This is a genomic window from Streptomyces sp. enrichment culture, from assembly GCF_964272895.1.
GTDB lineage: Bacteria > Actinomycetota > Actinomycetes > Streptomycetales > Streptomycetaceae > Streptomyces.
Genome location: NZ_OZ186832.1, coordinates 5,855,332 through 5,866,416 on the forward strand (window position 1 = coordinate 5,855,332; position 11,085 = coordinate 5,866,416).

Sequence of the window (11,085 nt, forward strand, 5' to 3'; positions counted from 1 at the left end):
GCGGGTACGTCCTCTTCCCGTCCGTCAGCCCGACTGCGCGACGCCGACGCTGTTCTTCAGCTCCAGCACCAGCTCGGGGCTGAGCGCGGCGCCCGCGCGGTTGGCGAACAGGGTCATCTCGTAGGCGATGTTCCCCAGTTTGGCCTCCTTGTCGGCGACCACGCCGAGCACCGCGCCCGAGCCGATCGCGGAGACCAGCACATGGCCGCCCTCCAGATCGATGATGACCTTGTTCAGGGCGCCGAGTCCGTAGTTCCCCGACGCCCCCGCCGCGAGGCTGGTCAGGCCGGACACGATCGCCGCGAGCCGCTCGGAGTGGGCGCGCTCGCGGAGCTGGGCCACCGCGATCAGCAGCCCGTCGGAGGACACGGCGATCGCGTCCACCACACCGGCGGTCTCCGTCGCGAAACGGTTGAGCAGCCAGGTGAAGTCCGCCGCGGCCGCCCGCAGATCCTCCGACGCGGCACCTCCCGTCGGGGTGCCCTGTGTCGACGTGCTCACTGCCGCTCTCCTTCCGGTTCCGGGGAGTTGTCGTCTCGCTGCGCGCCACGTCGGCGCGGGGTGCTGGGGGGTACGGCGTCATCGGGGTGCGGGGCGCCGGGCCGGCCGGCGTCGCCGCGGGGGTCGGCGCTGTCGCGGTGGGCGCGTTCCACCGCCGCCTCGAACTCCTCCAGTGCGTCGCGTACGGCGTCCGCGTCCCGTGCGGGGGTGGCCTCGCGACCGTTTGGGCGGTCGGCGTCCGGCGCGGTCGCCCGCAGGGTCGCTCCCCGGACGCGGCGGCGCAGGGGGCGGGCGGGCGCGGGGTCCGGTTCGGGGCGCGCCCTCGGGATGCGGACCGCCTCGGCCGCGATACGGGGCTCACGGCCGGGGACGCGGCGGGGGAGCGGGGCGTTGCGTGCGCCCGCGCCGGTCGTGGCGGGCGCCGTGCCGTCGAGGGCGGCCCGCTCCTCGGGGGCGTCGGTGGCCTCGCCGGTGCGCTCGGCCGGGGCCCGTTCCGGCGCCGTGCGCGCCTGGTCCGGCTCCTGTCGAGCGGGGGCGGGCCCCGGCGCCGTCGTCTCGGCCGCGCCCTGCCCACCGTGCCCGCGCTGTCCCGGCGGCATGTCCCGGACAGCGCCCGGCACCTCCGCAGCCGACGCCCCGCGGGCCTCCGCAGCCGACGCCCCGCGAGCCTCCCCGGCCACGGCCCTGGTCCCGGCCCCGGCCCTGGTTCCGGCCCCGCCCTCAGCCCGAGCCGCGACGGCACCCCCGGACCCCGCACCCGCCGCCCCCGCACGCCCCACCCCCGGCAGCAGAGCCGCCGGGACGCGGACCGTGGCCGTGACGCCGCCGCCCCGCGTGCGGGAGAGCCGTACGTCGATGCCCCAGCGGCGGGCCAGCGTGCCCACCACGAACAGGCCGAGCACCTTCGTGGGCACGAGGTCCAGCCGCTCACGCCGTACGAGACGGGCGTTCTCCTCGGCCAGCCGCTCGGCGCCCAGCCCCAACCCGTGATCGGCGACGGTGATCACCGCCCCGTCCTCGCCGGCCGCGACCGTGACCTCGACCGGCGTGCCCACGGGCGAGAACCGCACCGCGTTGTCGAGGAGTTCGGCCAGCATGAGGGTCAGGTCGCCCGCCGCGTCCGGCGCGACCGGCGCCCGGGTGCCGGCGTGCAGCTCGACGCGCTGAAAGCCCTCGATCTGGCCGAGCGCGGCCCGTACGACGTCGGTGAGGGCGGTCGGACCGGCGTCCAGGACCGTCTCGCGGAGCCCGGCCAGCAGCATCAGGCTGTCGGCGTTGCGGCGCAGCCGGACCGCGATGTGGTCGATGCGGTAGAGGTGCTCCAGCAGCGCCGGGTCGGTCTCGCCGCGCTCGACGGCGTCGATGAGGGCGAGCTGCCGGGTGGTGAGGTTGCTGACCCGGCGGCCGACGTTGCCGAACATCTCGGCGACGTTGCGGCGGCTGAGCACCTGGCGTTCCAGGAGCGCGGCCGCGGTGGTCTGGACGTGGTCGAAGGCGTCGGCGAGCTCGCCGATCTCGTCGCGCGCGGTGACCGGCAGCGCGCGCAGCTTCGGCGGCCCCTCGTCCTCGGCGTCGTCGTCCGCCACCCGCGCCAGCTCCCGCCCGGCGACCTCGGCGACCTCGCGCGCGGCCCCGGTGAGCGCCCGCAGCGGCCGTACGACCGAGCGGCGCACCACGACGGACAGGGCGAGCCACCCGAGGCAGCCGAGCACCGCCAGACTCAGCAGCAGAGCCGCGTGCCCCTGGGCGTCGTCGGCCGCGGAGTCGGCCCGGTCGGCGAGGTCGTCGAGCAGCGCGGTGGTGACCCCGAGCCGGATGCCGGCCTGGTCGCGGTAGTCGGGGTAGGAGGCCAGCGCCCGCCGGAAGGCGTCGCGCACCTCGGCCAGGGAGCCGGCCTGCAGTCCGCTCGGGTCGATGCGCAGCTCGGCGTAGGTGAGGGCGATCGCGGCCTGGGCGGGGTTGTGCTCGATGCCCCGCAGCCGCTCGGCCTGCTCCTCCGTGGCGAGCCGGGTGAAGCGGCCGGCCTGGTCGGTGTAGAGCTCGTAGGAGCCGACCGCGCCGAGGAGCTGGGTCAGCGCGTTGGAGTCGCGGGTGGCCGCGGCGAAGACGCCGGTCTCGAAGGAGGCGTGGGCGGCGCCGGCGCGCAGCAGTGCGTCGAGCAGGGCGCCGGTGCGGGTGGCGGCGAGCACGGAGTCGTCGCTGAGGCCGAGTCCGTCGATGAGTCCGCGGGCGGCACCGGCGTAGGCCGGGTCGATGTTGTCGGCGGGCAGATGGCCCCGCTCGACGGTGTCGCGCAGCCCCGCCAGGCCCTCGGCCTCGCGCAGCGCCCGCGCCGTGCCGGCCGGCAGACGGTCGCCGAACGCCCGGCGCACCGCGCCGATCTGCCGGTCCACGACCTCCTGGGCGGCGCGGTAGGCCCCGGCGGAGGGGCGGGCGACGCCCTCGGCGGCCTCATGGCGTACCGACAGCAGGATCGCCTGCTGGTGTTCGGCCTCCAGCCGGTCGACCAGCCGCGCCACCTGGGCGCTGTCCCGCACCAGCCCGGCCGCCGACCGGGCCCGCTGCGACTCCTGGAGCAGGTCGGTGACGAGGTACGTCAGCAGCAGCGCGATCACCCCGAGGGGGACGCCGAGCAGGACGTCGAGCTTGCGCCGCAGCGGCCACCGGTCGGCGAAGCGCAGGCCGCTCCGCACGTTCGGGGGCACGGCGACTCCTTGGGATACGGGTCTCAACTGCCGGGAGACTACCGCCTCTTGGGCGGCTGAACGGCCCAACTCAAGCACAAGTTGTCACTGCGCGATGCCAATTGGTGACCAGGCTGCTCTTGACTGATCGAGAACCGGCTGGATTGGATCGACGGGTGTGTGTGGCCCGCACCCGCACACGCGCAGCGAACGCCCGGCCCCGCCCACCGACTTCCGAACCCGGAACGGACATCGTGACTTCTACCGAGAAGAGCAGCTGGTCCCGCACGAGGCGCCCCGGCGTCGCCGCCGTCGCGCTCGTCGCCCTGGCGGCACTCGTCGCGGGCTGCGGCACGGACGACGGCACCTCCGACAACCCGCTCGTGGAGGGCGAGGCGGCCGGCGACTCCGTCGTCGTCGGCTCGAACAACTTCGCCGAGAGCATCCTGCTCGCCGACATCTACGGCGAGGCCCTGAAAGCCAGGGGCATCGAGGTCACCTACAAGCCGAACATCGGCAGCCGGGAGACCACGTACGGCCTGCTGAAGAACGGCACGATCACCGTGCTGCCCGAGTACAACGGCTCCCTGCTGGCCTACCTCGACCCCAAGGCCGAGCAGAAGTCCGCCGAGGCGGTGAACGCGGCGGTCAAGGCCGCGCTGGACCCGAAGCTGACGATCCTGAAGTCCTCCCCGGCGGAGGACAAGGACTCGGTGTCCGTCAACGCCGAGACGGCGAAGAAGTACGGCCTGACCGAGAACTCGACGCTCGCCGACCTCAAGGGCATCGCGCCCGACCTGGTCATCGGCGGCTCGCCGGAGTTCCAGACCCGGCACCAGGGGCTGGTCGGACTGGAGTCCGAGTACGGCCTGAAGTTCAAGTCCTTCAAGGCGCTGGACGCGGGCGGCCCGCTCACCCAGGCCGCGCTGAAGAAGAACACCGTGCAGGCCGCCGACATCTTCACCACCGACCCGACGATCAAGAAGGAGAAGTTCGTCGTCCTCAAGGACCCGAAGAACCTCTTCGGGTTCGCCAACGTCACCCCGCTGGTGTACAAGAGCGGGCTGTCGCAGGAGGGCGTCGCCGCGCTCGACGCGGTCTCCGCCAAGCTCGACACCGAGACGCTGCTCGAACTGGACGCCCAGGTGCAGCTGGAGAACAAGGACCCGATGGACGTGGCGAGGGCCTGGCTGAAGTCGGCCGGTCTGGACTGAGCGGGACGGGCACGGAAGGGGCCGCGGGGCGGTTCGTACGGCCGCAGGGCCCGCGGCGCCCGCCCACGGCCGTAAGCCCGGGCGGTCCGACCTTCGGCCCTACCCGCTCCGGTGGTCCGACCTGCGGCCTTACCCGCTCCGGCGGTCCGCCCTTCGGCCCTACTCGCCCCGGCAGCCCCGCCTCAGTGCGCCCCGGCCGCCCGTGCCTCGCGTCGGCGGCGTCTGCGGCTGCGCCGCGGCTCCTGGTCGGGCAGCCAGCCGAAGGCCAGGCAGCTGCCCAGGCAGCCGAGGAACAGGCCCAGCAGGAAGCCGCCGAGGTTCGACGTGGCCCAGGTGCCCAGCGAGAGCAGCAGTCCGGTGATGGAGTAGAACAGCCGCTGCCCCGGACTGAACAGGAGCAGCAGCCCGCACAGCACCATCAGCGTCGGCAGCAGATAGCCGGCGAGCCCCTGCATGCCGATGTGCAGGACGACTTTCAGCGACGCCTTCATGGTGAGCAGGATCTCCGCCCCGGCGAGGACGAGCAGCAGCCCGCCCCAGAAGGGACGGGTGCCGCGCCAGCGGCGGAAGGCGGCACGGGGCGCCGGGCGCACGCGCTCCCCGGCCATCAGCAACCCGAGTCGCTGAAGCGGAGCTTGAGGCCGGGCAGCCGGAACACCGCCGCCGTGGTGGCGTAGTTGGTCTGCCGCAGATCCTTGATGTGCACGGTGTCGGACTGCTGGCTGAACACGCCGATGGGCCCGCGGCCCTTGGGTCCGGCCTTGTTGAGCGTGCTGGCGTCGTTGCCGATCTCGATGTTGCGGAAGCCCGCGTCGCCCGACAGCTGGGTGGAGTCGGTGGTCAGATCGGTCGCGGTGACCCGTTCGCCGCCGTTGCCCGCGGTGATGAGCAGATTGGTGCCGCCGAGGTCGACACTCTGGCAGAGGTCGGTCAGCTTGGCGTTCTTGATCACGGAGGTGACGACCAGCACCTGGCCGCCGGTGTCGCCCTCGTTGGGGCTGCCCTCCGCCATGTGGTCCAGGCCGCCGAACTGCGCGAAGCCGGTGCCGTCGAGCTCGCTGGCGGTGACGGTGAAGGGCATGCCGGAGATGGCGAACTGCACGCCCAGCGCGCCCTGGGCGGTGAGGACCGCCAGCCCGGCGAAGGCCGCGACGGCCGGCACGGCGAGCACCGCGGCCCGCCGCAGCCGTACCCGGCCATGTCTCACGGGGGCCTGGGCGGGCGTTTCGGTGGAATCGCTTTCCGGTGGTTCGGGGGTGGTGCCGGGGTGCGGGGTGTGGTCCGAGGACGAGGCCATGGCTGCTCCCGGTTGCAGGGTGAGTGCTAGGGGGCACCCGCTCCGGCGAGGGACTGTGCGGAGACCCCCTAGGGGTTGGTGCGGCGCGGTGTCCTGGCGCGGACGGCGGCCACGGCGGTACGCCCACTCGCGACTCCCGGTGGTCGCAAGGGCTTTCAAGCGTGCCGCAGTGGCCGTATGCGGGAAGTTACCCGCGGTTACAGGGCGGGTCAAGGGAGCATCCACAGTTTTGTTGACGAGCAGTCAATTTCCGTTCGAGCCATTGACGGTGACGGACAGTCAGCTCTACAACTCCCTTGCTTCTCCCGGATCCGTGGCGCCGGATCCGGCCCCTTCCCGCGGCACGGCCGCGTACCCGGACCGGCACGGCCGCCACCCTCGACTCGGAAGCAGAGGCACCCTCATGCGTACTCGCACCCTGCTCACGCTGGCGGCCGCGGTCGCCGCGCTCACCCTCCCGACGGCGGCCCCCGCGGGCGCGGCCGCCACCCCCGTCCTCACGACCGGAGGGGTCGGCGGCACGCCCGTGGCCGCCGGTTCCGGTGTGACGGCCTCTCTGGCCGCCGGCACCGCCGCCACCTTCTACTCCAGCACCACCGGCACCAGCGGCGTGCGCTGCACCACCTCGCAGTTCTCGGCGACCGTCACCGACAACCCCGCCGCACCGGGCACGGCCACCGAGTCCCTCAGCGCACACAGCTTCGCGAACTGCACCAGCAACGTCAGCGGAGTCACCGGCGTCAACTCCATCACCGTCCAGAACCTGCCGTACACCACGACCGTGACCTCCGCCGGAGTCGTCACGGTCAGCCCGCCGAGCGGCTCCACCATCCGCACCACGGTCTCGCTGCGCACCCTGCTGGGCAACGTCACCTGCGTCTACCAGGGCTCCGGCCTGACCGGCACCGCCAGCAACGCGAACAACGGCATCGCCTTCTCCAACCAGCCCTTCAGCAAGGTCTCCGGCTCGTCCCTGTGCTTCGCCAACGCCTACTTCAGCGCCACGTACGCGCCGGTGACCAGCGGGGGTGCGGCGGTCTTCGTGAACTGACCCGGCACACGCCCTGAGCGGTCCCAGGGCCGGACGGCGCCGCCGCACGGCGGAGAGGCGGCGCCATCCGGCCCCCTCGGCGTGTTCTCGCGCCTGGATGATCCGGAGGAAAGGGGGCATCCCCGGTCGAGGGGTCGACGGCAAGGGTGGGTTTCCGGCCCGATCGAGGGTTTCCCCTGTACCCCTACGCGCGTCCCGTTCCCTATCGTTCCTGCACAGCCGACCCACAGGTAACCCCCACGTCGGGTCGGCGTAACGCGCCTGGCCGGCCATACGCGAACGCTTTTCGAACAGCCCCCCTCCGCTTCGACGACGAAGCGCTCGAACCGCCGCTCCGCGCTGCCTGGAGCCGGCTACGAAAGGCAAGCCCTTGCGTACCTCTCTCCCCACCCGGCGAAGACTGATATCCGCCGCCGCCGTCACCGCGGCCCTGTTCACCGCCGCCACCGCGACGGTCGCCGTCGCCCAGGACACCTCCTCCCCGGCCCCCTCCGCCGACCTCGCCGCCGCCACCGAGTCCGCCCCCGGCACCGTCGCCGAGCGCCTGATCGTCGGCTACAAGTCCGGTGCCGCCGAGGCCACCTCCAACAAGGCCGCCGAGGCCGACGCCGCCGCCAAGGGCAAGGAGGCGAACGAGGACCTCGACTTCCAGCGCCGCCTCGGCACCGGCGCCGCCCTCGTCGACCTCGGCGAGGACCTCACCCAGGCCGACGTCGCCGACGTGATGGCCGAGTACCAGGCCGACCCGCAGGTCGCCTACGTCGTGCCGGACCGCCTGAACAAGCCGCAGGCCACCCCCAACGACACCGAGTACACCAAGCAGTGGGACCTCTTCGAGACCACCGCCGGCATGCGCGTCCCCGGCGCCTGGGACCTCGCCACCGGCACCGGTGTCACCGTCGCCGTCATCGACACCGGTTACGTCGCCCACAGCGACCTGGCCGCGAACATGGTCGCCGGCTACGACTTCATCTCCGACGCCACCGTCGGCAACGACGGCAACGGCCGCGACAGCGACCCGTCCGACCCCGGTGACTGGACGGCCGCGAACGAGTGCCAGCAGGGCGACCCGGCCTACGACTCCTCGTGGCACGGCACCCACGTCGCGGGCACCATCGCCGCCGCCACCAACAACGGCAAGGGCGTCGCCGGTATCGCCTACGGCGCGAAGATCTCCCCGCTGCGCGTGCTCGGCAAGTGCGGCGGCTACGACTCCGACATCATCGACGCCATCACCTGGGCGTCCGGCGGCACCGTCTCCGGCGTGCCCGCCAACACCAATGTCGCCAAGGTCATCAACATGAGCCTCGGCGGGGGCGGCTCCTGCACGACCGCCACGCAGAACGCCATCAACGCCGCCGTGAACCGCGGCACCACGGTGGTCGTCGCGGCCGGCAACAGCAACGCCAACGCGGCCAACTACTCGCCGGCCAGCTGCAACAACGTCATCAGCGTCGCCTCCACCGACCGCGCCGGCAACCGCGCCTACTACTCCAACTACGGCACGGTCGTCGACATCGCGGCCCCCGGCGGCGAGACCAACTCGGTGACCAGCGACGGCATCCTGTCCACGCTGAACTCCGGCGCCAAGGCCCCGTCCACCGAGTCCTACGAGTACTACCAGGGCACCAGCATGGCCGCCCCGCACATCGCGGGCCTGGCCGCGCTGATGAAGTCGGCGAACTCCTCGCTGACCCCGGCGCAGATCGAGTCGGCGATCAAGAGCAACGCCCGCCCGCTGCCCGGCACCTGCTCCGGCGGCTGCGGCGCCGGCCTCGCGGACGCCACCAAGACCGTGACGGCGGTCAAGGGCGGCACCACCACGCCCGGCACCACCTTCTCCAGCACCTCCGCGGTGGCCATCCCGGACGGCGGCGCGGCGATCGAGTCCCCGATCACCGTCTCCGGCATCTCCGGCAACGCGCCCTCCACCCTCAAGGTCGGGGTGAACATCACCCACACCTACCGCGGTGACCTGGTCATCGACCTGATCGCCCCGGACGGGTCGGCGTACCGCCTGAAGTCCGCCAGCTCCTCGGACTCCGCGGACAACGTGAACACCACCTACACGGTGAACGCCTCCACCGAGGTCGCGAGCGGCACCTGGAAGCTGCGCGTCCAGGACGTCTACTCGGCGGACAGCGGCACGCTCAACAGCTGGAACCTCACCTTCTGAGGTCCCCCGGAGCGGACGGGCCGGCCGGTGCGGATGGGCGCCGGCCGGCCCGTCACCGATCTCCCGCCTTCCCCGCCCGGGCCCGGGGCGAGGAAGGCGGGCGACGGCGTCAAGTCACACGCAGGGGGAGTGACTTGACGCCGTTGATGAAGTTGGAGACCAGCCGCCTGGGCTCCCCGGCCGCCCAGGTGCCGGGCAGCGCCCGCAGCGCCTCCCGGTACAGCACCCGCAACTGAAGGCGTGCGAAGTGCGCCCCCAGGCAGACGTGCGGGCCGTCCCCGAAGGACACCTGCGGATTCGGCGACCGCGACAGATCCAGCCGGTCCGGGTCGGTGAACACCCGCTCGTCCCGGTTGGCGGAGGCGTGGCAGACCACCACCTTCTCGCCGGCCCGGATCGTGCGCCCGGCCAGTTCCGTGTCCCGTACGGCGGTACGCCGGAAGGTGAGCACGGGTGGATGCCAGCGCAGCAACTCCTCGACGGCCGCGGAGAGTTCGTGCCTGCCCTCGCGCAGCTCCCGCAGCGCGTCCGGATGTCCGGCCAGCGCCAGCAGTCCGCCCGGTGCGGCACTGCGCACGGTGTCGTTCCCGGCGACCGTCAGCAGGAAGAAGAACATCTCCAGCTCGGCGTCGGCGAGTTCGGTGTCGTGGGCGAGCACGGTCAGCACGTCGTCACCCGGATGCCGCCGTTTGTGGGCGGCCAGCTGATGGGCGTAGGCGAACATGTCCCGCAGCATCGCCGGTGACCGCGGATTCACCGGCCGCCCCGCGCCGTCCAGCACCGGCGGGCCCGCCTCGTCCGGGTCCTGGTAGCCGATCACCCGCTGCGTCCAGTGCAGCAGCAGCCCCCGATCGCTGTCCGGCACCCCCAGCAGATCGGCGAGGTTGAGCAGGGCGTAGTCGTCGGTGACGGCGGCGACCACATCGACGGTGCCGCCGTTCTCCTCCGCCAGCCGCCCCGCCCGCGCCCACAGCGTCCGGGCCCGCTCCGCCACGACCGCCGTGAACCGCTCGATCCGCCCCGGCGTGAAGGCCCGGCTCACCAGCCGCCGCAACCGGCCGTGGTTCGGCGGATCCTGATTGAGCATCATGCGCCGGATGAACGGCAGATCCGCCGGATCGGGGTCGCGGATCTGGGTCGCACCGGCGTACGACGAGAAGGACGCCGCGTCCTTCAGCACGCGCACCACGTCCGCGTGCCGGGTCACCGCCCAGAAGCCCGGCCCGGCCGGCCAGCCCAGCACCTCCGGCTCCTCCTGCCAGGCCACCGGGTGATGGTCGCGCAGGACGCGGTAGTCGTCGTAGGGCACCCCGGCGGCGTACCGGCGCGGATCGAAGACGTCGGGGACCGGGGGCGCGCCCTCCTGGACGCTCACGCCTCGCCGTCCGCGCGCAGGAAGTCCTCCACCACCCGGATCAGTTCCAGCGGAGTCTCGTCCATGGCGTAGTGCCCGGCGGCCGGCAGCTCGTGCAGCTCCGCGCGCGGGTACCAGGTCATCCACGTCTGCCGCATCACCTCCGCCGACAGAGCGGGGTCCAGGCCCCCGGCCACCGCGAGCGCCGGCACCTGCGCACCCTCCACCTGGGCGTGGAAGTCGTCCAGCGCCCAGGAGTCCAGCCACGCCCGGAACGCCTTGGCGTCGCTGACCTCCAGGGAACGGGCGACCATCCGCTCCAGCCAGGCGGCCGGGCGGCGGCCACCGGTCGTGATGTCGATGATCGCGCGCCGGTTCTCCGCCCGGTGCGCCGCGTCCGCGAACAGCTCCCACTGCTCCGGCGGCAGCGCGAGCCCCGACGCCGGGACGGGGGAGACGCCGACGATCCGGCGCAGCCGGTGCGGCGCCACCGTGAGCAGCCGCTGGGCGATCGCCCCGCCCATCGAGTGCCCGACCACCGAGAAGCGGTCCCAGCCCAGCCGGTCGGCGAGCTCCACCAGGTCCAGCGCGGCCTCGCCGGTGGTGTACGGGCCGGCGGCGTCGGCGGCCCGCCCGTAGCCGCGCAGATCGACCAGCGCGTAGGTGAAGGCCGTACGGTCCAGGTCCGGGACCACGGCCGCGTAGGCCGACCGGTCGGCGAACCAGCCGTGCACCGCGAACACCCGGTGGGCGCCGTCGCCGTGCAGCTCGTGCGGGAGCGTGAAGGGTCTCATGCGACCAAGGTGAC

General features: G+C 73.1%; 9 protein-coding genes. 3 read left to right on the forward strand and 6 right to left on the reverse strand.

Going from position 1 to position 11,085, the window contains the following annotated elements; genetic code table 11:
* Positions 1-24 precede the first annotated feature (24 nt).
* Complete coding sequence (locus ACSU6M_RS26365; protein WP_437072828.1) at positions 25-501, reverse strand: roadblock/LC7 domain-containing protein; 477 nt, start codon at positions 499-501, stop codon at positions 25-27.
* Entirely contained in the window at positions 498-3,206 is a 2,709-nt protein-coding gene (locus ACSU6M_RS26370; RefSeq protein ID WP_437072830.1) for an ATP-binding protein, read from the reverse strand. Before ACSU6M_RS26370 ends, ACSU6M_RS26365 begins: the two co-directional genes overlap by 4 nt.
* Before the next feature lie 233 nt (positions 3,207-3,439).
* Here ACSU6M_RS26370 and ACSU6M_RS26375 point away from each other — a divergent pair, with 233 nt between their 5' ends.
* On the forward strand, positions 3,440-4,399 hold the full coding sequence (locus tag ACSU6M_RS26375; RefSeq protein WP_437072832.1) for an ABC transporter substrate-binding protein: 960 nt from the start codon (positions 3,440-3,442) through the stop codon (positions 4,397-4,399).
* 182 nt (positions 4,400-4,581) lie between these two features.
* On the opposite strand, the gene ACSU6M_RS26380 is transcribed toward ACSU6M_RS26375, so the two are convergent.
* Positions 4,582-5,007 (reverse strand): DUF6114 domain-containing protein, encoded by a 426-nt coding sequence (locus ACSU6M_RS26380; RefSeq protein WP_437072834.1) that lies wholly within the window; start codon positions 5,005-5,007, stop codon positions 4,582-4,584.
* Positions 5,007-5,696 carry a DUF6230 family protein gene (locus tag ACSU6M_RS26385; protein WP_437072836.1) on the reverse strand — a complete coding sequence of 230 codons (690 nt, stop codon included), beginning with the start codon at positions 5,694-5,696 and terminating at the stop codon, positions 5,007-5,009. The genes ACSU6M_RS26380 and ACSU6M_RS26385 overlap by 1 nt, the downstream gene beginning before the upstream one ends.
* 403 nt (positions 5,697-6,099) lie before the next feature.
* On the opposite strand from ACSU6M_RS26385, the gene ACSU6M_RS26390 reads away from it, so the two are divergent.
* On the forward strand, positions 6,100-6,747 hold the full coding sequence (locus tag ACSU6M_RS26390) for a Tat pathway signal sequence domain protein (protein WP_437072838.1): 648 nt from the start codon (positions 6,100-6,102) through the stop codon (positions 6,745-6,747).
* A gap of 370 nt (positions 6,748-7,117) precedes the next feature.
* Positions 7,118-8,923 carry a S8 family serine peptidase gene (locus ACSU6M_RS26395; protein WP_437072839.1) on the forward strand — a complete coding sequence of 602 codons (1,806 nt, stop codon included), beginning with the start codon at positions 7,118-7,120 and terminating at the stop codon, positions 8,921-8,923.
* 109 nt (positions 8,924-9,032) lie between these two features.
* Here the strand turns inward: ACSU6M_RS26395 and ACSU6M_RS26400 are convergent, their stop codons facing one another.
* Positions 9,033-10,298: a cytochrome P450 gene (locus ACSU6M_RS26400; RefSeq protein WP_437072840.1), complete on the reverse strand. Its 1,266-nt coding sequence runs from the start codon at positions 10,296-10,298 to the stop codon at positions 9,033-9,035.
* Positions 10,295-11,071, reverse strand: coding sequence for an alpha/beta fold hydrolase (locus ACSU6M_RS26405; RefSeq protein WP_437072842.1), 777 nt, complete (start codon positions 11,069-11,071; stop codon positions 10,295-10,297). Before ACSU6M_RS26405 ends, ACSU6M_RS26400 begins: the two co-directional genes overlap by 4 nt.
* Between the last annotated feature and the right edge of the window lie 14 nt (positions 11,072-11,085).

Excerpts from the sequence above, each read along its gene's own strand:
- ACSU6M_RS26380 (WP_437072834.1), bottom strand. The coding sequence starts at position 5,007 with ATGGCCGGGGAGCGCGTGCGCCCGGCGCCCCGTGCCGCCTTCCGCCGC.
- ACSU6M_RS26385 (WP_437072836.1), bottom strand. The coding sequence starts at position 5,696 with ATGGCCTCGTCCTCGGACCACACCCCGCACCCCGGCACCACCCCCGAA.
- ACSU6M_RS26390 (WP_437072838.1), top strand. The coding sequence starts at position 6,100 with ATGCGTACTCGCACCCTGCTCACGCTGGCGGCCGCGGTCGCCGCGCTC.
- ACSU6M_RS26405 (WP_437072842.1), bottom strand. The coding sequence starts at position 11,071 with ATGAGACCCTTCACGCTCCCGCACGAGCTGCACGGCGACGGCGCCCAC.